We start from the raw sequence: 24267 nt of genomic DNA, 5'->3' as shown, positions 1-24267 counted from the left end.
GGTGAAGGCAGTGGTCGTGTTCCGTATCGACCGGCGCAGCGGGGTGGCGACGTATCTCCAGATCGTGCGACAGGTCGAACAGGCACTGCGCATGGGCGCCCTGGAGGAGGGGGACCGCTTGCCCACGGCCGCTCAGGTCGCGGCCGAGACCAAGGTCAACCCGAACACCACCCTCAAGGCGTACCGGGAGCTGGAGCGCGCGGGCCTCGCCGAGGTCCGGCAGGGAGCGGGCACCTTCATCACCCGCTCCCTCGTCCCGCCCCAGGCGGGTGCCGACTCCCCGTTGCGCACATCGCTCGCCGAATGGCTGGACCAGGCAAGGGCGCAGGGGCTCAGCGGCCCGGAGGCCGACGCCCTGTTCCGGTCGGTCCACGCGGCCGTCTATCCGCCCGAGGCGGACACCGGCTGAGGCACGGCGCCGTACGCCTCGTCGACGAGGAGTGACCGGCCCCCGGTGGGGGCCGGTCACCGTCATGCCGGTGCGGGGTAGTCACCCGTGGCGCCGTCGGTCCGCTCGCGCAGCAGGTCCGCGTGACCGTTGTGGCGGGCGTACTCCTGGATCATCACCAGGTACACCCAGCGCAGGCTGACGGTGCGGCCGCGGGGGGCGTACACGAAGGTCTCGTCGAGGCCGCGCCCCGCCACGGCGGCCTCGCACGCCTCGATCTCGGCGCGGAAGGCGGCGAAGTCGCGCTCGGCGTGCGCGGCGTCGACGCCTTCGATCCCCTCGTCGCCGTCGCCCGGAGCGGTGAAGACATCACCGATCCGCTCGCCCGCGAAACCCCGGCGGAACCACCAGCGTTCGATCTCCGCCATGTGCCGCACCAGGCCGAGGAGGGTGAGGCCGGAGGGCGCGGCGGCGGTACGGGCGAGCTGTGCCGGAGTCAGCCCGGCGCACTTGGTGAGCAGCGTCTCGCGGTGCCACCGGAGCCATCCTTCCAGCATGACCCGCTCGTCCGCGGTGCTCGGGACGTTCAGCTGGTCCCCGTCGACCGTCGTACGTTCGATGTGAGGTGCCGTCCATGTCATGCAGGCCATCCTCACACCACCGGGCTCCCCGCTCAGATCAGTTCCCGCAGGAGCGGCTCCGGGTCCGCGAGCAGGAACAGGTGACCGCCGTCGGGGACGGTGCGCAGCTCGGCGCCCGGGATCTGCGCATGCGCCCAGCGCGCCACCTCGACGGGAACGTTGCCGTCCGCCTCGCCGTGGAGGAACAGGGTCGGTACGGAGACCGAGCCCAGGGGGTCCGGCAGCGGGCGCCCGTAGCCGGCGAGGTCGGTGACGACCGCGTCCATGCCCTGACGCCCGCCCTCGGTGGTGTCCACGTCGGACAGTGCCCGGAAGGCGGGAGTGCTCATGATCAGCCGATCGGAGCGGGGCCAGGCGTCGAGGTTCGGCTCGCGCCTCGCCTTCTTGAAGATCCCCTTCCCGGCGAGCATCGGCCGGGCGATCGCCGGGGCCCGGACGACGATCCGGTTCATCCACTTGACCAGCGGGATCCGGCGCGCGTAGGTCTCGCGGGGGGCTCCGGGGACGGCGGCGCACGCGAGGATCAGTCGTGTGACCCGCCCCGGGTGCTTCTGGGCCGCCGAGAGCGCGTACCCGCCGCCACCCGAGATCGCCACGAGTGTGGCCCGCTCGCGGCCGAGGTGGTCGAGCAGGGCCACGAAGTCGTCGTTCCAGCGGTGGAAGCCGCGACCGGGTACGGGATCGGTCTCGCCGTAGCCCGGACGGTCCGGGAAGACCAGATGCAGGCCCACGTCCGTCGCCGCCTGCCGCAGCGCGAGGCCCTCGTACCGGCTGCCGGGGGTGCCGTGGAGCACGATCACGGGCGGGGCGGCGGGGTCGCCGTACGAGCAGTACGCGATGCGACGCCCGCCCGGCGCCGTCAGGCGGTGCGTCTTCGGCAGTTCCGTCTCCGGCGTCTTCGGCTGGTCCCGGGGGGAGGGGGTCATCTCTGCTCCTCGTGGGATACGGGGGTGGCGGCAGCGGCGGCGATCCCGCCGATGACGAAGTCGAGGCCGAAGCTGAACCGGCGGTCGTAGTCGTGGTGGTCCGCGAACACCGACGCGGCCCGTCGCTCCGGCGGAAGATGGTGCAGTTCCAGATCGCCGCGGCCGAGGCGGATCGCCACATGGCCGGTGACGAAGTCGTGCAGGGTGCCGTACGCGTACGCGGCGGCCTCCTCGTCGAGCCCCGCGCTGCGCAGCGCCGCCACGACCCGGTACGCGACATCGTCCGCGCCGGGTCCGACGAGTGAGGCGCGGCGGTGCGCCTCCAGGATGACCGGGTGGCGCATGAGCAGGTCGTGCAGCGTGTCCGCGAACAGCCGGACGACGTCGCGCCACTCGTCCGGCCAGTCCACGGAGCGGGTCACCCCGCCGACGATCCGGGACACCAACGCGTGCTGGAGCGCGTCGATGCCGCCCGTCGTGCGGTGGATCGCCATCGGTGACACGTCCAGCCGCTCCGCCAGCGCCCGCAAGCTCACGGCATCGAGCCCCTGGTCGTCGGCCAGTTCGGTCGCCGCGTCCAGGATCGCGTCGAGCGTCACCGCCCGGGGACGGCCGTTCCTCGGAGTGCTTGTCTTCTCGACCACCATGCCCACACCATATCGATACGCGTAACGAAACAGCAATGGGAGCGCTCATGACGGAGTTGCACGACCTCACCGCTCTTCAACTGGCCGCCGCCTACCGGCGCGGTGAGACGAGCCCGACCGAGGTGGTGGACCACCTGCTGGCCCGGATCGGGCACGGCGACCGGGTGGGGGCGTTCACCACCGTGTCGGCCGACCTGGCCCGCACCGCGGCGGCCGAAGCCGAACGCGTCCTGCGCTCGGCGGACCGCACCGAACTGCCGCGCCTGTTCGGCGTACCCACCGCGATCAAGGACCTGGAGGCCACCGCGGGGGTGCGCACCACGCTGGGCTCCGCGCTGTTCCGCGACTGGATTCCCGGGCACAACGACGAGATCGTCGACGTCATGGCCGATGCAGGGCTGATCAGCCTCGGCAAGACCACCGTTCCCGAGTTCGGGGCGGCCTGCTACACCGAGCCCGAGGTCTCCGCCCCGGCGCGCAGCCCCTTCGACCTGAGCCGCAGCGCGGCCGGCAGCAGTGGCGGCGCGGCCGCGGCGGTCGGCGCACTGCTGGTGCCGATCGCGCAGGGCAGCGACACCGCCGGCTCGGTGCGCTCCCCCGCGAGCGCCTGCGGGGTGGTCGGGCTCAAACCCAGCCGCGGGCTCGTCACCGCGGGCCCGGCCGGCCATGACGGGATGGGGCTCTCCGTGCGGGGCCCGCTGGCCCGCACCGTCCGCGACACCGCCGCGTTCCTGGACGCACTGACCACCCGTACCGGGGCCGGTACGGTGCATCCGCCCCGCGCCGTCAGCCACGAGCGCGCCTGCGAGGCGCCGCTCCCCCGGCTCCGGGTGGCGCTCGCGCAGGGCTCGGTCTCGGGAGGACCCGTGGACGCCGAGGTCGCCGCCGCCGCCGAACTCACCGCGCGTGCGCTGGCCGGTCTCGGCCATGACGTCTTCACCCGTGACCAGGCGGCGGACCCCGAGTTCACCGAGAGCTTCCAGACGATGTTCACCGCACTGGTCGGGGCCAGGGCGATGGCGTTCGACGAGGCGGCATTGCGCCCGATAGTCCGCCATCTCCTTTGTCGGTCAAAGGAGTTGACCTCGGGCGAGCTGGCCGCCTCGATCGGTGTCGTCCAGGCCAGGGCGCGGGCCTGGACGTTCGGTTACGCGGACGCCGACATCGTGATCACCCCGACCGTAACGACCCCGCCGACGCTCATCGGTCAGCTGCGCGACGACACGGATCCGGCGGCCGAACTGGCCGCGATGACCGCCTTCACCGGCAACACCGTCCTCGGGAACGCCACCGGGTTCCCCGTCATCAGCCTTCCGCTGGGCTGGAGTTCCGGCGGCCTGCCGCTCGGGGTCTCCCTCACGGCCGGCTGGGGACGCGAGGACCTGTTGTTCGGAGTATCGGCGGCCCTGGAGGAGGCCATGCCGTGGGCCCACCGCTACACCGACCTCAGCGGCTGTCCGTGCCCTTGAGGATCTCCTCGATCCGGGTCAGTTCCTCGTCGCCGAACTCCAGATTGCGTACCGCCCCGACACTGTTCTCCAACTGGGTCACGCTGCTCGCCCCGACCACTGCGGAGGTGACCCGGCCGCCCCGCAGCACCCACGCCAGGGCCATCTGCGCAAGGGACTGCCCGCGTGCGGAAGCCACCTCGTCCAGCGCCCGCAGCCGGTCCACCAGCTCGGGGGTGACCGAATCGGGCGTCAGGAAGGGGCTGTTGCCCGCCGCGCGGGAGCCTTCCGGGATGCCGCGCAGATAGCGGTCGGAGAGGATGCCCTGCTCCAGCGGCGAGAAGGCGATCGAGCCGGTGCCCAGTTCGTCCAGCGTCGCGAGCAGACCGTCCTCCACCCAGCGGTCCAGCATCGAATAGCGCGGCTGGTGGATCAGGAGCGGGGTGCCCAGCTCCTGGAGGATCCGGGCTGCCTGTCGGGTCTGCTCCGGCGAGTAGTTGGAGACGCCGACGTAGAGCGCCTTGCCCTGTCGTACCGCCGAGTCGAGTGCGCCCATCGTCTCTTCGAGCGGGGTGTCCGGGTCGAAGCGGTGGGAGTAGAAGATGTCGACGTGGTCGAGCCCGAGCCGGGTCAGGCTCTGGTCCAGCGAGGAGAGCAGGCTCTTCCTGGACCCCGACTCCCCGTACGGGCCGTCCCACATCCGGTTGCCCGCCTTCGTCGAGATGACGAGTTCGTCCCGGAGCCGGGCGAAGTCCGTTCCCAGCGCGCGTCCCATCGCGATCTCGGCGGCGCCGGGCGGCGGTCCGTAGTTGTTGGCGAGATCGAAGTGGGTGATGCCGAGATCGAAGGCCCGGCGCAGGATCCGGCCCTGGCTCTCCGGCGTCCGGTCGCCGCCGAAGTTGTGCCACAGGCCGAGGGAGACCGCGGGAAGCAGCAGACCGCTGCGTCCGGTGCGCCGGTAGGGCATGGAGTGGTAGCGGTCGGCGGACGGCAGGTACATGCAGGCTCCACGGAAGAGGGGCGGTCGCGGTGGGCAGGGGTCCAGGTTCACCGACAACGATCCAGCAGTCCAACAGGAGATTCCGCTGGGATTCATCGACTACATTTCTCAATCGTGGAATTGCGCCAGCTGGAACATTTCGTCGCCGTCGCCGAGGAGCAGCACTTCACCCGTGCCGCCGAACGCCTCGCCGTGTCGCAGTCCGGCCTCTCCGCCTCCGTCCGGGCCCTGGAACAGGAGCTGAGGACCCCGCTCTTCAGCCGCACCACGCGCAGCGTTCGGCTGACCGAGGCGGGGCGCGCGCTGCTGGTCGAGGCCGAGCGCACACTGGCGGGCGCGCGGGCGGCCAAGGACGCCGTCGACGCGGTACGCGGACTGCTGCGCGGCACCTTGTCGGTGGGCGTCGAGCAGTGTGTGCCGGGGGTGCATCTTCCGCGTCTGCTGGCGGCGTTCCACCGCAGGCATCCGCTGATGGAGATCCGGCTCCGTCAGGAGGGCACCACGAGCCTGGTGGACGGGGTGGCCGGCGGACGGCTCGACGCCGCCTTCGCCGCGACCGTCAGCTCCGTCGAGTGGCGCGGTGAACTCCACCCGCTGGCACGTGAGCCCATGGTCGTGCTCTGCGCCCCCGGCCACCGGTTCACGGCGGCGGACCGCGTCGCGTGGGACGAGCTGACCGGTGAGTCCTTCATCGACTTCCATCCGGACTGGGGGCCGCGGCGAGCGGCGGACGGGGCGTTCGCCCAGGCGCGGGTGCGGCGCACGGTGGGTCTGGAGGTCAACGACGTGCACAGTTTGCTGGAGCTGGTCCACGAGGGGCTGGGGATCGCTCTGGTGCCCCATCACTTCTCCCGCAAGCCCGAGGCGCGGGGGCTGACGGCGGTCGGGCTCGAAGGGCCTCGGCAGCCTTGCTACGAGAGCGCCGTGGTGCTCCCGGCGGCCCGGGCCATGAGCCCGGGTGCACGGGAGTTGATGGCGCTGCTGCGGAGCGGCGAGGGGGTGTGACGGCGGTTCCGCCCGGCCCTCGGCCGACGGCGGTCGTGGCGGCCAGTACGAACCGGTGCGCGGGCAGGTCGAGACGGGTTCCGTCGGGCAGGTACGCGGTCTGGGCCAGGGCGGTGTCACCGTCGGCCAGCGTGGTCGGTCCGGCCGCCCGCAGCAGCCGGGGCACCTCCTCCACGGTGGCACTCGCCGGATTCAGCCCGTGGTCCAGCTCCCGCCGCAGCTTCTCCGGCGGACCGTCCGGGCCCTGCGCGATCCGCTGGAGCACCGCCTTGGAGTCCGGGGTCGGCTCGGCGACGAACGCCCGGCCCCGCTCCCCCAGCAGCGTCGTGACCGCCGCGGCGACGGCGGGCCTGGCCTCGGCATCGCTCTGGTGGATCACCGCACGCATGTAGACGTTCGCGTCGCCGATCCGCTCGTGCAGGGCCGCCACGGCCTCGGCGTCGGCCAGGTCGAGCTGGGCGAACTCGGCCACCCCCTCGGTGTCCGCGCGGCGTGCGTGCGCGATCGCCGCGTGCGAGAGGTCCACCCCTGTCCCGCGCGCGAAGCGGGTGGCGAGACAGCGGGTCTGGGTGCCGTTTCCGCAGCCGAGGTCGACGACGGGCAGCGAGGTGTCGGCGTACGGCAGGAGCAGTGCGCTGTGGGGGACTGAGCTGAGGGCCGGGTCGACGTCCCAGATCGCCTCGCCCGGCGTGTCCGAGGTGGCGGACCAGTAGCCCTCCCACGCATCGCGGTACCGCTCCGACACGCCCATGGGCACTCCCGAGTCCGTTGGTTGCGAGGGATGTTGCTCAGGTCCGGGCCACCCTCCCGGAGCCGTGGCGGCAAGACCACGCACACCGTCCACCCCGAAAACGGCATCCTTCACCAGAGGTGCGGCCTGCGATGTCCCGGCCGCGCACGGACCGGTCCGGATACGGGTGCCGGTCCGGCCGGTCGGGTTCCCGGCCGGCCGGCTGTTCCCCGGTCAGTCCTCGTGCCCCAGTTGGAGGTCGCGTTCGGTGCGTCCGCCGCCGGCCACCTGGAGGACGGTGGCCACGGGCGGATACCCGGCCGCGATCACCGTGTACTCACCGGTGGAGAGGTCCACGAACCGGAACGCCCCGTCGGGCCCGGTGGTGAGCGTGTCGACCACATTGCCCGCCGCGTCCAGCAGCGTGACCCGGGCGTCCTCGACGGGCCGGCCACCACTTGCCCGCACGATGCCGCGCAGCACCGCGCCCCCGGCGAGCTCGATGTCCTGCCGGGTCTCCCTGGCGGCCTGCACGCTCACCGGCAGTGCGGCGGGCCGGAAGGCGGGGGCGCTGGCGGCGAGGGTGTACTCGCCGGCCACCAACTCCGAGATCACATACCCTCCTTCGCGACCGCTGCGGGTGGAAGCGACCACTTCGCCGCGCACGTCGGTGAGGGTGACGGCGGCATCGCGCACGGGGATGCCGTCGGCGGTGACGACGGACCCGGCGAGGCGCCCGGCACCGCCGAGCATCACATCGAGCTCGACGGGCCGTTCGCCCACGGTGACGCTGACGGCCTGCGGCTGGTGCCCGCCCGCCGCGGCGATGAGGACGTACGCACCGGCGCCGGGCACGCTCAGCGCGTACCTCCCGTCCTCGCCGCTCGCGCCACGCCCGACCTGCTGCCCCTGGGCGTCGATGAGGGTGAGGGCGGCGCTCGGGACCTTGGTGCCGTCGGGGTGCTGGACGCTGCCGCTCACCGGCACGCCCGACAGGTACACGGGCGGCGGGGCGGCGGTGACGCGGGCTGCGGGGATCGGTGCGGACCCGGTGCTGGACTCGGCGTCGGTTTCGGGGCTGTGGTGGGACACCAGCGGTTTCTCCTTGAGGAAGAAGGCGAGGAACAGGCCGAGCACGAGCACCGGCACGAGGTAGAGGAAGATCCGCGGCATCGCGTCGGCGTACGCCCGGATATAGCTGTCGCGCAGCGCCGGCTCCATGGCATGGACCAGCTGCGGGGTGATCGACTCGGGGTCGGGGAGGTCGGCGCCGGACGGCAGGCGGGCGGCGAGCGCGTCCGCGAGGCGGCCCGCGAAGAGCGTCCCGAAGACGGCGGCGCCGACGCTGCCGCCGATCTGCCGGAAGTAGTTGTTGGCACTGGTGGCGGCGCCGAGGTCGGTGGGCTGAACGGAGTTCTGGACCGCGAGCACCAGCACCGGCATGATCAGACCGATCCCGATGCCGAGCACCGCCTGAGCGAAGCTGTATTCGAGGCGCGGGGTGTCCGTTTCCAGCCGGGAGAGCAGCCACATCCCGAGGACCGAGAACGCGCCGCCGAGGATCGGGTGGATGCGGTACCGGCCGGTGCGCGAGATCAACTGGCCGGAGACGATGGACGCCACGACGATGCCGCCCATCATCGGGAGCATCAGGAGGCCGGATTCGGTGGCCGACGCTCCGTCGACCATCTGCAGGAAGGTCGGCAGATAGCTCGCGGCGCCGAACAGCGCGACTCCGACCACCGCGCCGACGAGGGCGGTGACGTTGAAGACGGAGTCACGGAACAGCCGCAGCGGAATGATCGGTTCGGCTGCCCGGTGCTCGACGACGAGGAAGAGCAGGGCTGTTCCGGCGGCTCCGGCGGCGAGCCCCAGGATGGTGCGTGACCCCCAGGCGTACTCCGTCCCGCCCCAGCTGGTCAGCAGCACGAGACAGGTGGAGGCCGCCGCGAGCAGCAGGGCGCCCAGGATGTCGAGGCGGGGCCGGACGGTGGGCCGGGGGAGTTTGAGGACGACGGTGATGACGGCGAGGGTGATCAGGCCGAACGGCACATTGATGTAGAAGCACCAGCGCCAGGAGGCGTGGTCGGTGAAGAACCCGCCCAGCAGCGGCCCCGCGACCGAGGCGAGGCCGAAGGCGGCGCCGATCAGCCCCATGAACCGGCCGCGTTCCCGCGGCGGTACGACATCCGCGATGATCGCCTGGACACCGATCATGAGTCCGCCGCCGCCGATGCCCTGGACCGCCCGGAAGGCGATCAGCTCGTCCATCGTGCGGGACCAGCCGGCCAGCGCGGAACCGATGACGAAGACGACGATGGCGAACTGGAAGACGCCCTTGCGCCCGAAGAGATCGCCGAGCTTTCCGTAGATCGGCAGGCCGATGGTGGAGGCGAGGAGGTAGGCGGTGACGGCCCAGGACATCTTCTCCAGGCCGTGCAGCTCACCGACGATCTTCGGCAGTGCCGTGGCGACGATCATCTGGTCGAGCGCCGCGAGCAGCAGCGTCAGCATCAGTCCGAGGAAGACCAGCCGGATGTGGCGGGGACTGGTCGCCGGCTCGGCGGACGGGGCGGGGACGGCCTCCTCCCCGGCGGGCGGCGACGAGGGCGGCGGAATCGGCAGCGTCGTCGCCGCCTCGGTGGCGCCCGTACCGTTCGGCTCGTCCTCCAACAGAGTGATCCCACCCACCACGTGCCGCTCCCCTCGTCGCGTCTGCGCCGCCCATTTCTCGCATTGCGCGATAAGGGAGGGCAAACGCGAACGGGGGGCGCCGGCGGCGCACTCGGGGGGCTTAGCCCCCGGTCGGAGCCACTACGGCGCACCACCGGCGGGCCGAGAAGACCACCCGAACCGGTGAGGCCGGTCAAGCGCGCGTGGAGCTACTTCTCCACCTCGGCGGCGAGGTTGCGCAGCAGCTCGTCGTAGATCCGCCCAAGTCCCTTGGGCGCGAAGGTCTTCTCGAAGAATCCGCCGATGCCTCCGGCACCGTTCCAGACGGTCGACACGACCGCCTTCGACTTGCCCTCACCGGCCGGGGTGACGGTCCAGGTGGTGACCATCGAGGAGTTGCGGTCCTTCTCCACGAGCTGTCCGTCGGTGGGCTCGGTGACCTCCAGCAGGCAGTCGCGCACCCGCTTGCTGGTGGCCTGAAGCTTCCAGTGGACCAGCGTGCCCTCGCCGTCGCCGCCCTCGCGCACCTCGTACTCGCTGAACTGTCCGGGCATCACCTTGCGCCGGGCCTCCTGGTAGTCGGCCAGCGCGTCGAACACCGTCTCCGCGTCCGCCGCGATGACTCGCTCCGTCGTTGCCTCGACCTGCGCCATGGCTGTTCCTCCAGCACTCGGTTGTTCGGGGGTGTGCTGAGCCAACCACCTCGGGGAACCTCGTTCAAAATCCGGGCCGGGACGAAGGGGAGAAAACGATCAAGGGAACAAGTGTTCTATTCTCTGTCCAGTGCTACCGAGGAGGCGCCCATGCGCGCACCGTGGAGCCCGGCACCCCCTCCCCCGGGCGCCGCCTCGACGTCGTCCGCACCTTGAGCGAGAACGGCATCGACTGCGGCGTCCTGATGGCGCCCGTCGTCCCGTTCCTCGGCGACCATCCGGACCAGTTGCGCGCCACGGTCCGGGCGATCGCCGCGGCCGGGGCGACCTCGGTGACCCCGCTCGTGCTCCACCTGCGACCCGGCGCCCGGGAGTGGTACATGCGGTGGCTCGGGCAGCACCACCCCCGGCTGGTGCGGCGGTACGAGCGGCTGTACACCGAGGGCGCCTACGCGCCCAAGTGGTACCAGCGCCGCATCACCCGGTACGTCCACGAGCTGGCGACCGAGTTCGGCATCGGACCCTCGCATCGGGGCTCGGCCCGCCGGCTCCCCGTACGCCGGGAGCAGCGGCCGTCGCTCGACGACCCCGGGTCCACTCAGCTGACCCTCCTGTGACCCGCTGCCTCCGGCACGGGCGAGCCCGGCGCATCGGAGTCAGGCATATGGGTCAACTCTCAACGGAACATGTCCTCCCGGGCACGAATGCGGGGAGCATGCGGCGGGGGCTGCGCCACGCGCGGCCGTCTTTCCCCCACCACGGGAGGCCATATGACGAAACGTCCAGGAATTCTGTTCGCCGTCGGGGCGACGGTCGCCGGTCTGGTGACCGCCGCCCCTTCCCCGGCTACCGCCGACACCGGCGCGCGGCGCGACGCCGCCCAGCTCCGGTGGACCGACTGCGGCAGCGCGTCGTATCCGACGCTGCAGTGCTCATCGGTCAGCACACCGCTCGATCATGACGATCCGTCGGGCCGACGGATCACGCTCGCCCTGTCCCGGGTCCCGCACACCGCGAAGACCTTCCAGGGACCGCTGCTGGTCAACCCGGGCGGCCCCGGGGGCAGCGGCCTCTCGATGGCCGGCTTCGTCGCGTCCTCGCTGCCGAAAAAGGTGGCCGCGCAGTACGACGTGATCGGGTTCGACCCGCGCGGCGTCGGGAAGAGCGAGCCCGCGCTGGACTGCGTACCCAAGTACTTCGATCCGCTGCGTCCCGAATCGACCCCGGACTCGCCCGTGGTCGAGCAGGCCAACCGGAACCGGGCCGCCTCGTTCGCGAGGGCGTGCGGGGAGAAGTACCCGGATCTGCTGCCCCACATGGACACGGTCAGCGCCGCCAAGGACCTCGATGTGATCCGGGAGGCGACCGGCTCCCGGCAGCTCAACTACTTCGGCTACTCGTACGGGACCTACCTCGGCGCCGTGTACGCCAAGCTGTTCCCGGAGCGGGTGCGGCGCCTGGCGCTCGACTCGAACGTCGACCCCGAGGGCGTCTGGTACGACGACAACATCGGCCAGGACTACGCCTTCGACGCCCGCCACAAGGCGTTCGCCGCCTGGGTGGCGAAGCACGACACCACGTACGGGCTCGGCAGCGACCCGGCGAAGGTCGAGGAAGCCTGGTACGCGATGCGCGAAGCCGTCAAAACCCACCCCGCGGGCGGGAGGGTCGGAACGAGCGAGCTGGAGGACACCTTCCTGCCGGGCAGCTACTACAACGGCTACTGGCCCTACCTGGCCGACGCGTTCGCCGCGTACGTGCACGAGCATGACGAGGAAGCGCTCGTGAAGGCGTACAAGCGGTTCGGCGCGGTCGACGCGAAGGGCGACAACGGGTACTCCGTGTACTCGGCCGTGCAGTGCCGCGACACCCCGTGGCCCCGCGAGTGGAACACCTGGCGCAACGACAGCTGGAGGGTGCACGGGAAGGCACCCTTCTTCACCTGGAACAACACCTGGTACAACGCGCCGTGCGCCGACTGGCCGGTGGCACCGCTGAACCCGGTACGGGTCTCCAACAGCGACCTGCCGCCGGTACTGCTCTTCCAGGCCACCGAGGACGCGGCCACGCCGTACGAGGGCGGGGTCACCCTGCACCGCAAGCTGCGCGGCTCCAGCCTGGTCGTCGAGCAGGGCGGCGGAAATCATGGCATCACGCTGAGCGGCAACGACTGCCTGGACACCTATCTGGCCGACTATCTCGCCAAGGGCACCGTCCCGCGCGGCAGGGGCGGCCGGGACGACGCAGACGCGGTCTGCGCCAAGTCCGCCGACCCGCAGCCGCTGACCGGCAGGGCCGCGGCGAAGGCGGCCCGGGGAACGGGTTCCGGCAGCAGCGGCAGCACCCTGCACGGCCTGCTCGGCTTCCGCGGCTGACGGTCCGGGGACCGGGCCGATATTCGGTCGGGGTCATCCTGGCGCATGCGTCAGGATGACCCGCATGACGATACGGAACGCGCCCGACGTGCTCGTACGGGACATGACGGTCGACGACTGCGAGTCCGTCGCAAAGGTCCGGGTGCGGGGCTGGCAGGCCGCGTACGCCGGGCTGATGCCGCGGTCGTATCTGGACTCCATGAACGTCGCCGAGGACGCGGAACGGCGCCGTGGATTCTTCGACGAGGGCAGCACGGTGGTGAATGTGGTGGCCGAACGGGCGGGCCTCGGCGTGATCGACTGGGGCTGCTACGGCCCGTACCGCGAGGACGGCGGGCGACTGGACCGCGGTGAGCTGTACGCGATCTACGTGCTGCCCGAGCAGATCGGGACCGGGGCCGGGCACGCCCTGATGGCGAAGCTGCTCGCTCGCGCCGCCGCGGACGGCTTCCCGGACCTGGCGCTCTGGGTGCTGAGGGAGAACGCCCCGGCCCGCCGCTTCTACGAGCGCGCCGGCTTCCTTCCCGACGGCGCCGAGGAGTCCTTCGAGGTGGACGGTGTGCTCGTGCCCGAGCTGCGGTACGTACGCGCCCTCGGGCTCCCCGGCACCGACTGAACCCGTCCGCGCCGGTCCGGCACACGGGGACGGGCCCCGCCGGGGGACGACAAGGCATCCGCCCCCCGTCAGGCCCCCCGCAGTCGGCTGAGCGCGTCGCGGGCCGCGCCCCCCAGTCGCGGGTGCGGCAGCGCCGCCTCCAGGAGGGGACGGGCCCGCTCGTCCGCCAGCTGTCCGAGCCCTTCCACGCAGGCCAGCGCCACCCGCCAGTGCGGTTCCCCCGGAGCGAGGAGCCGCTCCAGGGTGGCCATCAACGCCGGCACGGACTCCGGGGCACGAAGCGTGGTCAGCAGCCGCACCGGGTGCAGGGCGTACGCGGTGCGCAGGGTGTTGGTCGCGAGGGCGGCGGCGGCCCTGGGGGTGCGTGGGTCGCCGAGGCGCTCCAGGGCGTGTGCGGCGCAGACACAGCGCTCCGGGTCGCGGTGGTTGAGCAGCAGGACCAGCGCCTCGAAGGCCCGCCGGTCACCGGCACAGCCGAGCCGGAACGCGGCGATCTCCCTTGCCCAGAGCGGGCGTTCGGCTTCCACCAGGACGCCGGCCAGTTCCTCGTCGTCGTCGGTGGCGAGCAGCCGGCGGAACGCCGCGGACTCACCCGCCTCGTCGGCCAGTCGGTCCGTCAGCGAACGGAACTCCTCATCCATGACCCTCAGCGTATCGACGGGAACTCTGTGTATCGAGAGCCTGGGTGAATGTGACATGGCGCACGACACCTCAGGACTGGTGCGCTCGTTACCGACCGGTTAACCTCATGTGAGCGGGACACACTCCCCGCTTGCTCCGGTGGCCTGGTGACGCAGCCACTCGGAGTGCTTGTCGGTTCGGCAGCTTCGCGAGACGTGACTCCGGGACAGAGTCCGTCGCCCCTTCCCGGTCCGGGTGTGCCCAGCACGCCCCGGCACCGCACACCACGACACGCAATTCCCGCGCACCTGGCGCCCCTTCGTCCCCCGACGCGCGCCGTGCTTCCTCACAGTCGTCACTCATTGTCTGGAGTCCCGTGATGGACATCCCGCTCAGCACCATCGCCGTCGTCGGTCTCGGCACCATGGGCACCGGCATCGCCGAGGTCCTCGCCCGCGCCGGCCACGAGGTCATCGGTATCGACATCAGCGAGGCGGCCGCCCGTCAGTCCGTCGCCTCCCTGGAAGCCGCGACCGCCCGCGCCGTGCGGCGCGAGCGGATCACGGAGCAGGAGCGGAGCGACGTCCTCGCCCGGTTCCGTACCTTCGGTGACCTCCGGGCCGCCGCGCGGGCGGAGCTGGTCATCGAGGTCGTTCCCGAGTCGTACGAGATCAAGCAGCAGGTCTTCCGGGAGCTCGACGCGGTCGTCTCCCCCACCGCGATCCTGGCGACCGGCACCAACGCCCTGTCGGTGACCCGGCTCGCCGCCGAGTCGCTGCGCCCCGAGCGCGTGCTCGGCCTGCACTTCTTCAATCCGGCGCCCGCGATGAAGCTGGTCGAGGTGGTCTCGTCGGTGCTGACCGCGCCGCCGGCCGTCGAGGCCGTCACCGAGCTGGCCCGCAGCCTGGGCAAGGAGCCGGTCGCGGTCGGCGACCGGCCGGGCTTCGTCGCCGACGGGCTGCTGTTCGGGTACCTCAACCAGGCCGCCGCGATGTACGAGGCGAACTACGCCTCCCGTGAGGACATCGACGCGGCGATGAAGCTGGGGTGCGGCCTGCCGATGGGCCCGCTCGCCCTCCTCGACCTGATCGGGATCGACACCGCCCGCACCGTCCTGGAGGCGATGTACTCCGCGTCGCACGACCGGTTGCACGCCCCCGCTCCCGTGCTCGGACAGCTCAGCGAGGCGGGGCTGACCGGCCGCAAGTCGGGCCGCGGCTTCTACACGTACACCGGACCCGGCAGCCAGACCGTGGTGCCGGACGCGCTGACCCCGCGGGAGAGCGCGGCGACGGCCACCGGGCGCACGGTGCGCTCGGTGGGGGTGGCGGGCTCCGGCACCATGGCCTCGGGGATCGCCGAGGTCTTCGCGAAGGCCGGTTACGACGTGGTGCTCGCCGGCCGCGGTCAGGAGAAGGCGGACACGGCGAAGGCCCGGATCGGCACGTCGCTGGAGCGATCCGTCTCCAAGGGGCGGCTGACGGCCGAGGCCCGGGACGAGACACTGGCCCGGATCACCGCGGCCGGTTCGCTCGACGCCCTCGCCGATGTCGATCTCGCGGTCGAGGCGGTCGCCGAGGAACTGGCGGTCAAGCAGCAGTTGTTCGGGACGCTGGACAAGGTCTGCAAGCCCGGTGCGGTGCTCGCCACCACCACCTCGTCGCTGCCCGTCGTGGCGATCGCGCGGGCCACCTCGCGTCCGCAGGACGTCGTCGGGATGCACTTCTTCAACCCGGCGCCCGCGATGAAGCTGGTCGAGGTCGTCCGTACGGTGCTCACCGCGGACGACGTCCACGCCACCGCCCGCGAGGTGTGCGTCAAGGTCCGCAAGCACCCGGTGGACTGCGGGGACCGGGCCGGTTTCATCGTCAACGCGTTGCTGTTCCCCTACCTCAACAACGCGATCAAGATGGTCGAGGAGCACTACGCGAGCCTCGACGACATCGACGCGGCGATGAAGCTGGGCGGCGGCTACCCGATGGGCCCGTTCGAACTGCTCGACGTCGTCGGCCTGGACGTCTCGCTCGCCATCGAGAAGGTTCTGCACAACGAGTTCCGCGACCCGGGCCTGGCCCCGGCGCCGCTGCTCGAACATCTGGTGGCCGCCGGCTGCCTCGGCCGAAAGACGGGGCGCGGCTTCCGCGAATATGCCCGGCGCTGAGCCGGGAGCCGGCTGGGGAGGGCTGCTCGACCCGTCGGGCGGCCCTCCCCCGCAGGCGCGGTCCCCCGCATCGATGCAGTACGTTCACACCATGTCCCAGCCCGCCAGGTCCCCCCGTGTCTCCGCCGCGTCCGACACCCCGGAGAGTGCCGCAGGCACCCGCGCCGCCGCCCAACGGCTCAAGATGCGCCGCGAACTGGCCGCCGCGGCGATGGAACTGTTCGCCACGAAGGGGTACGAGGCGACGACGGTCGACGAGATCGCGGGCGCCGCGGGCGTCGCCCGACGCACCTTCTTCCGGCATTTCCGCTCCAAGGAAGAGGCGATCTTCCCGGACCACGACGACACCCTCGTCAGGGCCGAGGCCGTCCTCAACGCGGCCCCCGCGCACGAGCACCCGCTCGACACCGTCTGCCGCGGCATCAAGGAAGTCATGAAGATGTACGCGGCGAAGCCCGCGGTCTCCGTGGCGCGTTACAAGCTGACCCGTGAGGTGCCCACGCTGCGCGAGGCCGAAATCGCCTCGGTGGCCCGCTACGAGCGGCTGTTCACGCGGTATCTGCTGGGCCATTTCGACGAGCGCGACCACCATGTCGGCAATGACGACCCCCTGCTCGCCGAGGTCGCGGCCTCCGCTGTCGTCACCGCGCACAACCATGTGCTGCGCCGCTGGCTGCGGGCGGGCGGCGAGGGCGACGTGGAGGCCCAGCTCGACCACGCCTTCTCGATCGTCCGCGACACGTTCGGGAGCGGTATCGGCGCGGGCCGGATCGCCGGCGTCGAACCGGCGCGGCAGCCGGCCGCCTCGGTGGCGTCCCAGGGCGAGGTACTGGTCGCGGTGGCGCGCACGGACGCGCCGCTCGACGAAGTGATGCGGACGATCCAGCAGGCGCTCGAGGACCGCTGAGCCCGGGGCGTGCCGGCCGGCCCCACCCGGCCGGCGCGCCCGACGGCCGGGTGGGGCAGAAACCCGGTTGCCGCGTCCGCATCCCGGTGCTGTGGTGTGCGGATGAATCATGATCGCGACACACTTCTGGCCCTTTTCGACCGCGAAATGCGCGAACACGCCCGCCCCGACGGCCCCGGCGTACGGGTCGAACGCACCGGTGGCGTCGTACGGCAGGTCGGCACGGCCCGCGACTGGAACGGTGTGGTCTGGTCGGCCCCGGACCTGGATGCCGCACGCGCGGACGCGGCGATCGCGGCGCAGGTGGCGCACTGCACGGCTCTCGGGTATGACGAGTTCGAGTGGAAGCTGTACGCGCACGACCGCCCGGCCGACCTGTCGGAGCGGCTTCTCGCCGCCGGTTTCGAGGCGGAGCAGCCGGAGACCCTGCTGGTCGCCCCGGTGGCGGACCTCTCGACGGCGGTGGAGCTCCCCGAGGGCATCCGGCTGCGCACCGTGAGCGACGCGGACGACGTGGAGCTGATGGCGCGCGCCCACGAGCAGGCCTTCGGCTCGGACTGGTCGCGGCTGCGGCATCAGGTGCTGGCCAGGCTGTCGGAGGATCCGGACGGTTTCGTGGGCGTCCTCGCGATGGCGGGCGACGAGCCGGTGAGCTCGGCCAGGATGGAGCTGTACCCGGGCACGGGCTTCGCGGGGCTCTGGGGCGGCGGAACGGTCCACTCGTGGCGCGGCAGGGGCATCTACCGCGCCCTGGTCGCCTTCCGCGCCCGGATCGCGGCGGAGCGCGGCTACGACTACCTTCAGGTCGACGCCTCCGACCAGAGCAGCCCGATCCTCCAGCGACTCGGATTCCAGGCCCTGAGCACCACGACCCCGTACGTGTACCGGCCCTCGCACTGATCACATCCAGCGGGACGTAACCACCCAGAACACCTCTCACCTTGCTCATGCGTGCCCGGCGGGTGACAAGTGAGAGAAATTGTTGGCACCGAGTGCCTTGCCAGGTGTCACGGAGTGCCATACGTTGAAGTTGTCCGGGCGGCCGGCGTGCTGAGACCTCACGTACGCCGGCTGTCCCCGCAAGCAGGATGCCTGCGCGCCCGGACGCCTGCGTCACAGGCAAACCCTTCTGCTCCACAGAGCAAGCCGCAGCCCCACCAGCCGAACCGACGGCAGCACCTCCACACCACACAGCTCCCCGTCTGCTTGCAGGGACTCTCAAGCGTTCCCTCAGCGCCCCCATCCGCCGGAGGCACACCGTGAAGGAAATCCTGGACGCGATCCGATCGCAGGACAGCACAGCCGCGGACTTCGCGGCCCTGTCCATCCCTGAGTCGTACCGCGCGGTGACCGTGCACAAGGACGAGACGGAGATGTTCGCCGGGCTCGAAACCCGCGACAAGGACCCCCGCAAGTCACTGCATCTCGACGAGGTCCCGGTACCCGAACTCGGACCCGGCGAGGCACTCGTCGCCGTCATGGCGAGCTCGGTCAACTACAACTCCGTGTGGACCTCGATCTTCGAGCCCATGTCCACCTTCGGCTTCCTGGAGCGCTACGGGAAGCTCAGCGAGCTCACCCGGCGCCACGACCTGCCGTACCACGTCATCGGCTCGGACCTCGCGGGCGTCGTCCTGCGCACCGGCCCCGGCGTCAACGCGTGGCACCCCGGTGACGAGGTCGTCGCGCACTGCCTCTCGGTCGAGCTGGAGTCCTCGGACGGCCACAACGACACGATGCTCGACCCCGAGCAGCGCATCTGGGGCTTCGAGACCAACTTCGGCGGTCTCGCGGAGATCGCGCTCGTCAAGTCCAATCAGCTGATGCCGAAGCCGCAGCACCTCAGCTGGGAGGAGGCCGCGGCCCCGGGCCTGGTCAACTCCACCGCGTACCGCCAGCTCGTCTCGCGCAACGGTGCGGGCATGAAGCAGGGCGACAATGTGCTGATCTGGGGCGCCAGCGGCGGACTCGGTTCATACGCCACGCAGTTCGCCCTGGCGGGCGGCGCCAACCCGGTCTGTGTCGTCTCCAGCGAGCAGAAGGCGGACATCTGCCGGCGGATGGGCGCCGAGGCGATCATCGACCGCAGCGCCGAGGGCTACGCGTTCTGGAAGGACGAGCACAACCAGGACCCGCGCGAATGGAAGCGGTTCGGCAAGCGCATCCGCGAGCTCACCGGCGGCGAGGACGTCGACATCGTCTTCGAGCACCCGGGCCGCGAGACGTTCGGCGCCTCGGTGTACGTGACCCGCAAGGGCGGCACCATCGTCACCTGCGCGTCCACGTCCGGCTACAACCACGAGTACGACAACCGCTATCTGTGGATGTCGCTGAAGAGGATCGTGGGCTCGCACTTCGCGAACTACCGCGAGGCGTGGGAGGCCAACCGGCTCGTGGCCAAGGGAAAGATCCACCCGACGCTGTCGAAGGTCTACTCCCTGGAGGAGACCGGCCAGGCCGCGTACGACGTCCACCGCAACCTCCACCAGGGCAAGGTCGGCGTGCTGGCGCTCGCCCCCCGCGAGGGCCTGGGCGTGCGCGACCACGAGCTGCGCGAGAAGCACCTCGACGCCATCAACCTCTTCCGTGACACGTCGGCGCAGCGGACCGACGAGCACAGCAGGAACGTCTGACATGACGGGCCGCCAGAAGGACCGCCCGTGGCTCATGCGGACGTACGCCGGCCACTCGACCGCCGAGGCGTCCAACGAGCTCTACCGGCGCAACCTCGCCAAGGGCCAGACGGGCCTGTCGGTCGCCTTCGACCTGCCGACGCAGACCGGTTACGACCCCGACCACGTCCTCGCCCGCGGCGAGGTCGGCCGGGTCGGTGTGCCGGTGTCGCACCTCGGTGACATGCGCGTGCTGTTCCGGGACATCCCCCTGGAACGGATGAACACCTCGATGACGATCAACGCCACCGCGATGTGGCTGCTGGCGCTCTACCAGGTGGTCGCGGAGGAACAGGGCGCCGACATCACCCGGCTCCAGGGCACCACGCAGAACGACATCGTCAAGGAGTACCTCTCGCGCGGGACGCACGTCTTCCCGCCCGGCCCTTCGCTGCGACTGACCACCGACATGATCACGTACACGGTCGCCCGCATCCCGAAATGGAACCCGATCAACATCTGCAGCTACCACCTGCAGGAGGCGGGAGCCACTCCGGTCCAGGAGATCGCGTACGCCCTGTCGACCGCCGTCGCGGTGCTGGACGCCGTGCGCGACTCCGGCCAGGTGTCCGAGGAGAAGTTCGGCGACGTGGTCGCGCGGATCTCCTTCTTCGTGAACGCGGGCGTCCGCTTCATCGAGGAGATGTGCAAGATGCGCGCCTTCGGCCGCATCTGGGACCGGATCACCCGCGAGCGGTACGGCATCGACGATGCCAGGCAGCGTCGCTTCCGCTACGGCGTCCAGGTCAACTCCCTCGGTCTGACCGAGGCGCAGCCGGAGAACAACGTCCAGCGCATCGTCCTGGAGATGCTGGCCGTCACCCTGTCCAAGGACGCCCGCGCCCGCGCCGTCCAGCTGCCCGCCTGGAACGAGGCGCTGGGGCTCCCCCGGCCCTGGGACCAGCAGTGGTCGCTGCGCATCCAGCAGGTGCTCGCGCACGAGAGCGATCTGCTGGAGTACGAGGACATCTTCGCCGGATCGCACGTCGTCGAGGCCAAGGTCGACGAGCTGGTGACGGAGTCGCTCGCCGAGATCGACCGGATCGAGGAGATGGGCGGCGCCATGGCAGCCGTCGAGTCCGGCTACCTGAAGTCGGAGCTGGTCTCCTCGCATGCCGCGCGCCGGGCCCGGATCGAGGACGGCGAGGAGAAGATCGTCGGCGTCAACATCTACGGGACGACGGAACCGAACCCGCTCACCGCGGACCTCGACGGGGCCATCATGACGGTCGACCCCGCCAACGAGGCCAGGGTCGTCACGGCCCTCCACGAGTGGCGCGACAACCGCGACGAGGCCCGCGCCACCGACGCGCTGGCCGCACTGAAGAAGGCCGCCGCGGGCACCGAGAACATGATGGAGGCGACCGTGGAGTGCGCCCGCGCGGGCGTCACCACCGGCGAGTGGTCCTGGGCGCTGCGCGACGTCTTCGGCGAGTTCCGGGCCCCGACGGGCGTCTCGTCCGCCCCGGTCGCGGTGACCGCGGAACCCGGCACACCGCTCGCCCTGGTCCGCGCGAAGGTCGCCCGCACGGCGGCCGACCTGGGTGCCGGACGGCTGCGGCTGCTGGTCGGCAAGCCGGGCCTGGACGGGCACTCCAACGGCGCCGAGCAGATCGCCGTACGGGCCCGTGACGCCGGATTCGAGGTCGTCTACCAGGGGATCAGGCTGACCCCCGAGCAGATCGTCTCGGCCGCCCTGGCCGAGGACGTGCACTGCGTCGGTCTGTCGATCCTGTCCGGCTCGCATGCCGAGCTCGTGCCGGACGTGCTCTCCCGGCTGCGCGAGGCGGGCGCCGCCGACATCCCGGTGATCGCCGGCGGGATCATTCCGCCCGCCGATGCCGCCGCCCTGGTCGGGGCCGGTGTCGCCGCCGTATTCACCCCGAAGGATTTCGGTATCACGGAGATCATCGGCCGTATCGTCGACGAGATCCGCAAAGCGAACAAGCTCGACCCTCTGGAGGTCCCCGCATGACTGCCGTCAACCACCTGCGTCCGCGCCGCTCGTGCCTGGCCGTGCCCGGCTCGAACCCGCGGTTCCTGGAGAAGGCCCAGGGCCTCCCGGCCGACCAGGTCTTCCTCGACCTGGAGGACGCCTGTGCGCCGCTCGCCAAGGAAGGCGCCCGGCACACCATCGTCGACGCACTGAACGACGGCGACTGGACGGGCAAGACCCGGGTCGTGCGGGTCAACGACTGGACGACCCACTGGACGTACCGCGATGTCATCACGGTCGTCGAGGGCGCCGGCCAGAACCTCGACTGCATCATGCTGCCCAAGGTCCAGGACGCCCAGCAGGTCGTCGCCCTCGATCTGCTGCTCACCCAGATCGAGAAGACGATGGGCTTCGAGGTCGGCAGGATCGGCATCGAGGCGCAGATCGAGAACGCCAAGGGCCTGGTGAACATCGACGACATCGCGGCAGCCTCGCCCCGCCTGGAGACGCTGATCTTCGGCCCGGCCGACTTCATGGCGTCGATCAACATGAAGACCCTGGTCGTCGGGCAGCAGCCGCCCGGCTACGGCGCGGACGCGTACCACTACATCCTGATGCGCATTCTGATGGCGGCCCGTACGCACGACCTCCAGGCGATCGACGGCCCCTTTCTGCAGATCCGCGACGTGGACGCGTACCGGGAGGTCGCGGGCCGTGCGGCGGCACTGGGCTTCGACGGCAAGTGGGTGCTGCACCCCGGTCAGGTCGACGCGGCCAACGAGGTGTTCTCGCCCTCGCAGGACGACTACGACCACGCGGAGCTGATTCTCGACGCGTACGAGTGGTGCACTTCCGAGGAGGGCGGCAAGAAGGGCTCGGCGATGCTGGGCGACGAGATGATCGACGAGGCGAGCCGCAAGATGGCACTCGTCGTCGCGGGCAAGGGCCGCGCGGCCGGTATGCAGCGCACCTCCAAGTTCGAAGCCCCGGAGGCCTGATCATGCAGTTCGGACGCACCTTTGAGGAGTTCGAGGTCGGTGCTGTCTACAAGCACTGGCCCGGAAAGACGGTCACCGAGTACGACGACCACCTTTTCTGCCTGCTGACCATGAATCATCACCCGCTGCACATGGACAGCAATTACGCGGAGAGGACGACCGACTTCGGAAAGAACGTCGTGGTCGGCAATTACATTTATTCTCTGCTGCTCGGCATGTCGGTTCCGGACGTCTCCGGAAAGGCGATCGCCAATCTTGAGGTCGAATCGCTGAAGCATGTCGCGCCGACCTTCCACGGCGACACGATCTACGGCGAGACCACCGTCCTGGACAAGATCCCGTCAAAATCCAGGAGCGACCGCGGAATCGTCCATGTGGAGACGAGGGGATACAAACACGACGGCACGCTCGTCTGTGTGTTCCGCCGCAAGGTGATGGTCCCCACCGAGACCTACATCAAGGAGCGCGGCGGAGAACAGCCCGGCCGCCCCGAGCCGACCCAGCCTTCGCAGAAGAACGTGGAGAAGCAGCCATGACACGACTCGCCCAGACCGCCGGCCTCGACGATGTCCAGCAGGAAATCCTCTCCACGGTCCGGGATTTCGTCGACAAGGAGATCATTCCGGTCGCGACCCAGCTGGAACACCGTGACGAGTACCCGACCGAGATCGTCGAGGGACTCAAGGAGCTCGGCCTCTTCGGGCTGATGATCCCCGAGGAGTACGGAGGCCTGGGCGAGTCGCTGCTCACCTACGCGCTGTGCGTGGAGGAAATCGCCCGCGGCTGGATGAGCGTGTCGGGAATCATCAACACGCACTTCATCGTGGCGTACATGCTCAAGCAGCACGGCACCCAGGAACAGAAGGACACGTTCCTGCCGCGGATGGCGCTGGGCGAGGTCCGGGGCGCGTTCTCGATGTCCGAGCCGGCACTGGGCTCGGACGTCTCGGCGATCACCTCCAAGGGCGTCAGGGACGGCGAGGAGTACGTCCTGAACGGCCAGAAGATGTGGCTGACGAACGGTGGCACGTCCTCGCTCGTCGCCGTTCTGTGCCGGAGTGACGAAGGCCACCCCGAGGGCACCGCCCCGCACAAGTCGATGACGACGTTCCTGGTGGAGAAGGAGCCCGGGTTCGGCGAGGTCCGCCCCGGCCTCACCATTCCCGGCAAAATCGACAAAATGGGTTACAAGGGTGTCGACACGACCGAACTCATCATGGACGGGCTACGCATTCCGGCCAATCGAGTGCTGGGCGGCACCACCGGCCGAGGGTTTTACCAAATGATGGACGGCGTCGAGGTCGGCCGGGTGAATGTGGCCGCGCGTGGCTGCGGTGTCGCTCAGCGTGCGTTCGAGCTGGGCGTTTCCTACGCCCAGCAACGCCAGACCTTCGGAAAGCCGATCGCCCAGCACCAGGCGATCCAGTTCAAGCTGGCCGAAATGGCCACCAAGGTCGAGGCCGCCCATGCGATGATGGTCAACGCAGCACGCAAAAAGGACTCCGGGGAGCGAAACGACCTGGAGGCAGGGATGGCGAAGTACCTCGCCTCCGAGTACTGCAAGGAAGTCGTCGAGGACGCCTTCCGAATCCATGGCGGCTACGGCTTCTCCAAGGAGTACGAGATCGAGCGCCTCTACCGGGAGGCCCCGATGCTGCTGATCGGTGAAGGTACCACCGAGATCCAGAAAATGATCATCGGGCGCCGACTCCTCGAGGAGTACCGGTTCCAGGGTTGATTGTCCCTTTCGAGGCGATTTGGCCGCGAAGAAGATCACACCCTGTCACCCTCAGGTGGTGCCTTCAAGCCGTCCGACTCGGCTGCTGGCTTGCCCAGTTGCTGCTCGCAACCGATAACATCGCCGGAAAAG

20 protein-coding genes and 2 pseudogenes are annotated in these 24267 nt (G+C 70.4%); 14 read left to right on the top strand and 8 right to left on the bottom strand.

The window, feature by feature from the left end:
- Position 1: 1 nt before the first annotated feature.
- Positions 2–409, top strand: a complete 408-nt coding sequence (locus ACIQCZ_RS37735; RefSeq protein ID WP_402289904.1) for a GntR family transcriptional regulator — start codon at positions 2–4, stop codon at positions 407–409.
- Positions 410–471: 62 nt separating this feature from the next.
- Here ACIQCZ_RS37735 and ACIQCZ_RS37730 read toward each other — a convergent pair whose 3' ends face one another.
- Genes ACIQCZ_RS37730 through ACIQCZ_RS37720 form a run of 3 tightly spaced genes read right to left on the bottom strand, consistent with a single transcriptional unit; the run spans position 472 to position 2602 of the window.
- Positions 472–1029, bottom strand: coding sequence for a DinB family protein (locus ACIQCZ_RS37730; protein ID WP_402289901.1), 558 nt, complete (start codon positions 1027–1029; stop codon positions 472–474).
- A gap of 32 nt (positions 1030–1061) precedes the next feature.
- Entirely contained in the window at positions 1062–1955 is an 894-nt protein-coding gene (locus ACIQCZ_RS37725; RefSeq protein WP_402289899.1) for an alpha/beta fold hydrolase, read from the bottom strand.
- Positions 1952–2602 (bottom strand): TetR/AcrR family transcriptional regulator, encoded by a 651-nt coding sequence (locus tag ACIQCZ_RS37720; RefSeq protein WP_376212764.1) that lies wholly within the window; start codon positions 2600–2602, stop codon positions 1952–1954. Before ACIQCZ_RS37720 ends, ACIQCZ_RS37725 begins: the two co-directional genes overlap by 4 nt.
- Positions 2603–2649: 47 nt before the next feature.
- On the opposite strand from ACIQCZ_RS37720, the gene ACIQCZ_RS37715 reads away from it, so the two are divergent.
- On the top strand, positions 2650–4071 hold the full coding sequence (locus tag ACIQCZ_RS37715) for an amidase (RefSeq protein WP_402289896.1): 1422 nt from the start codon (positions 2650–2652) through the stop codon (positions 4069–4071).
- Here the strand turns inward: ACIQCZ_RS37715 and ACIQCZ_RS37710 are convergent.
- Positions 4049–5050 (bottom strand): aldo/keto reductase, encoded by a 1002-nt coding sequence (locus tag ACIQCZ_RS37710; RefSeq protein ID WP_402289894.1) that lies wholly within the window; start codon positions 5048–5050, stop codon positions 4049–4051. The two genes, ACIQCZ_RS37715 and ACIQCZ_RS37710, sit on opposite strands and share 23 nt — an antisense overlap.
- 114 nt (positions 5051–5164) lie before the next feature.
- On the opposite strand from ACIQCZ_RS37710, the gene ACIQCZ_RS37705 reads away from it, so the two are divergent.
- A complete protein-coding gene (locus ACIQCZ_RS37705) occupies positions 5165–6055 on the top strand; it encodes a LysR family transcriptional regulator (protein WP_402289891.1) in 891 nt (296 codons plus the stop codon).
- Positions 6056–6095: 40 nt separating this feature from the next.
- Here ACIQCZ_RS37705 and ACIQCZ_RS37700 read toward each other — a convergent pair.
- From ACIQCZ_RS37700 to ACIQCZ_RS37690, 3 genes and pseudogenes are all read right to left on the bottom strand, one after another.
- Positions 6096–6806, bottom strand: a pseudogene (locus tag ACIQCZ_RS37700) (methyltransferase domain-containing protein); the annotation flags it as partial.
- A 213-nt stretch (positions 6807–7019) separates the two neighbouring features.
- Positions 7020–9479, bottom strand: a complete 2460-nt coding sequence (locus ACIQCZ_RS37695; protein WP_402289889.1) for an MFS transporter — start codon at positions 9477–9479, stop codon at positions 7020–7022.
- Between the two features lie 188 nt (positions 9480–9667).
- Entirely contained in the window at positions 9668–10111 is a 444-nt protein-coding gene (locus ACIQCZ_RS37690; protein WP_351080595.1) for an SRPBCC family protein, read from the bottom strand.
- A gap of 155 nt (positions 10112–10266) precedes the next feature.
- Here ACIQCZ_RS37690 and ACIQCZ_RS37685 point away from each other — a divergent pair.
- From ACIQCZ_RS37685 to ACIQCZ_RS37675, 3 genes and pseudogenes are all read left to right on the top strand, one after another.
- Positions 10267–10728, top strand: a pseudogene (locus tag ACIQCZ_RS37685) (radical SAM protein); the annotation flags it as partial.
- Positions 10729–10881: 153 nt separating this feature from the next.
- The gene (locus tag ACIQCZ_RS37680) at positions 10882–12486 is read left to right on the top strand and encodes an alpha/beta hydrolase (RefSeq protein WP_402289886.1); all 1605 of its coding nucleotides are present in this window, start codon (positions 10882–10884) and stop codon (positions 12484–12486) included.
- Between the two features lie 64 nt (positions 12487–12550).
- Positions 12551–13102 carry a GNAT family N-acetyltransferase gene (locus ACIQCZ_RS37675; RefSeq protein ID WP_402289884.1) on the top strand — a complete coding sequence of 184 codons (552 nt, stop codon included), beginning with the start codon at positions 12551–12553 and terminating at the stop codon, positions 13100–13102.
- Between the two features lie 68 nt (positions 13103–13170).
- Here ACIQCZ_RS37675 and ACIQCZ_RS37670 read toward each other — a convergent pair whose 3' ends face one another.
- The gene (locus ACIQCZ_RS37670) at positions 13171–13743 is read right to left on the bottom strand and encodes an adenylosuccinate lyase (RefSeq protein ID WP_402289881.1); all 573 of its coding nucleotides are present in this window, start codon (positions 13741–13743) and stop codon (positions 13171–13173) included.
- Between the two features lie 359 nt (positions 13744–14102).
- On the opposite strand from ACIQCZ_RS37670, the gene ACIQCZ_RS37665 reads away from it, so the two are divergent.
- The 8 genes from ACIQCZ_RS37665 to ACIQCZ_RS37630 all read left to right on the top strand — a co-directional run bounded on the left by ACIQCZ_RS37665 (position 14103) and on the right by ACIQCZ_RS37630 (position 24135).
- Entirely contained in the window at positions 14103–15884 is a 1782-nt protein-coding gene (locus ACIQCZ_RS37665; protein ID WP_402289879.1) for a 3-hydroxyacyl-CoA dehydrogenase family protein, read from the top strand.
- A 91-nt stretch (positions 15885–15975) separates the two neighbouring features.
- Positions 15976–16791, top strand: coding sequence for a TetR family transcriptional regulator (locus ACIQCZ_RS37660; RefSeq protein WP_402289876.1), 816 nt, complete (start codon positions 15976–15978; stop codon positions 16789–16791).
- 102 nt (positions 16792–16893) lie between these two features.
- The gene (locus ACIQCZ_RS37655; protein WP_402289874.1) at positions 16894–17691 is read left to right on the top strand and encodes a GNAT family N-acetyltransferase; all 798 of its coding nucleotides are present in this window, start codon (positions 16894–16896) and stop codon (positions 17689–17691) included.
- Between the two features lie 359 nt (positions 17692–18050).
- Positions 18051–19424: a crotonyl-CoA carboxylase/reductase gene (ccrA, locus tag ACIQCZ_RS37650; RefSeq protein WP_402289872.1), complete on the top strand. Its 1374-nt coding sequence runs from the start codon at positions 18051–18053 to the stop codon at positions 19422–19424.
- A 1-nt stretch (position 19425) separates the two neighbouring features.
- Positions 19426–21438: a protein meaA gene (locus tag ACIQCZ_RS37645; RefSeq protein WP_402289869.1), complete on the top strand. Its 2013-nt coding sequence runs from the start codon at positions 19426–19428 to the stop codon at positions 21436–21438.
- The gene (locus ACIQCZ_RS37640; RefSeq protein WP_402289867.1) at positions 21435–22397 is read left to right on the top strand and encodes an HpcH/HpaI aldolase/citrate lyase family protein; all 963 of its coding nucleotides are present in this window, start codon (positions 21435–21437) and stop codon (positions 22395–22397) included. Before ACIQCZ_RS37645 ends, ACIQCZ_RS37640 begins: the two co-directional genes overlap by 4 nt.
- Positions 22398–22399: 2 nt before the next feature.
- A complete protein-coding gene (locus ACIQCZ_RS37635; RefSeq protein ID WP_402289866.1) occupies positions 22400–22933 on the top strand; it encodes a MaoC family dehydratase in 534 nt (177 codons plus the stop codon).
- Positions 22930–24135, top strand: coding sequence for an acyl-CoA dehydrogenase family protein (locus ACIQCZ_RS37630; protein WP_402289864.1), 1206 nt, complete (start codon positions 22930–22932; stop codon positions 24133–24135). The genes ACIQCZ_RS37635 and ACIQCZ_RS37630 overlap by 4 nt, the downstream gene beginning before the upstream one ends.
- Positions 24136–24267: the final 132 nt, after the last annotated feature.

The organism is Streptomyces sp. NPDC093149 (assembly GCF_044754145.1).
In the GTDB taxonomy this organism is placed as follows: domain Bacteria; phylum Actinomycetota; class Actinomycetes; order Streptomycetales; family Streptomycetaceae; genus Streptomyces.
This window is presented reverse-complemented; position numbering and strand designations above follow the sequence as displayed.

Excerpts from the sequence above, each read along its gene's own strand:
- ACIQCZ_RS37720 (WP_376212764.1), bottom strand. The coding sequence starts at position 2,602 with ATGGTGGTCGAGAAGACAAGCACTCCGAGGAACGGCCGTCCCCGGGCG.
- ACIQCZ_RS37660 (WP_402289876.1), top strand. The coding sequence starts at position 15,976 with ATGTCCCAGCCCGCCAGGTCCCCCCGTGTCTCCGCCGCGTCCGACACC.
- ACIQCZ_RS37665 (WP_402289879.1), top strand. The coding sequence starts at position 14,103 with ATGGACATCCCGCTCAGCACCATCGCCGTCGTCGGTCTCGGCACCATG.
- ACIQCZ_RS37640 (WP_402289867.1), top strand. The coding sequence starts at position 21,435 with ATGACTGCCGTCAACCACCTGCGTCCGCGCCGCTCGTGCCTGGCCGTG.
- ACIQCZ_RS37730 (WP_402289901.1), bottom strand. The coding sequence starts at position 1,029 with ATGACATGGACGGCACCTCACATCGAACGTACGACGGTCGACGGGGAC.
- ACIQCZ_RS37690 (WP_351080595.1), bottom strand. The coding sequence starts at position 10,111 with ATGGCGCAGGTCGAGGCAACGACGGAGCGAGTCATCGCGGCGGACGCG.
- ACIQCZ_RS37670 (WP_402289881.1), bottom strand. The coding sequence starts at position 13,743 with ATGGATGAGGAGTTCCGTTCGCTGACGGACCGACTGGCCGACGAGGCG.
- ACIQCZ_RS37655 (WP_402289874.1), top strand. The coding sequence starts at position 16,894 with ATGAATCATGATCGCGACACACTTCTGGCCCTTTTCGACCGCGAAATG.
- ACIQCZ_RS37710 (WP_402289894.1), bottom strand. The coding sequence starts at position 5,050 with ATGTACCTGCCGTCCGCCGACCGCTACCACTCCATGCCCTACCGGCGC.
- ACIQCZ_RS37680 (WP_402289886.1), top strand. The coding sequence starts at position 10,882 with ATGACGAAACGTCCAGGAATTCTGTTCGCCGTCGGGGCGACGGTCGCC.
- ACIQCZ_RS37630 (WP_402289864.1), top strand. The coding sequence starts at position 22,930 with ATGACACGACTCGCCCAGACCGCCGGCCTCGACGATGTCCAGCAGGAA.
- ACIQCZ_RS37675 (WP_402289884.1), top strand. The coding sequence starts at position 12,551 with ATGACGATACGGAACGCGCCCGACGTGCTCGTACGGGACATGACGGTC.
- ACIQCZ_RS37725 (WP_402289899.1), bottom strand. The coding sequence starts at position 1,955 with ATGACCCCCTCCCCCCGGGACCAGCCGAAGACGCCGGAGACGGAACTG.
- ACIQCZ_RS37645 (WP_402289869.1), top strand. The coding sequence starts at position 19,426 with ATGACGGGCCGCCAGAAGGACCGCCCGTGGCTCATGCGGACGTACGCC.
- ACIQCZ_RS37715 (WP_402289896.1), top strand. The coding sequence starts at position 2,650 with ATGACGGAGTTGCACGACCTCACCGCTCTTCAACTGGCCGCCGCCTAC.
- ACIQCZ_RS37635 (WP_402289866.1), top strand. The coding sequence starts at position 22,400 with ATGCAGTTCGGACGCACCTTTGAGGAGTTCGAGGTCGGTGCTGTCTAC.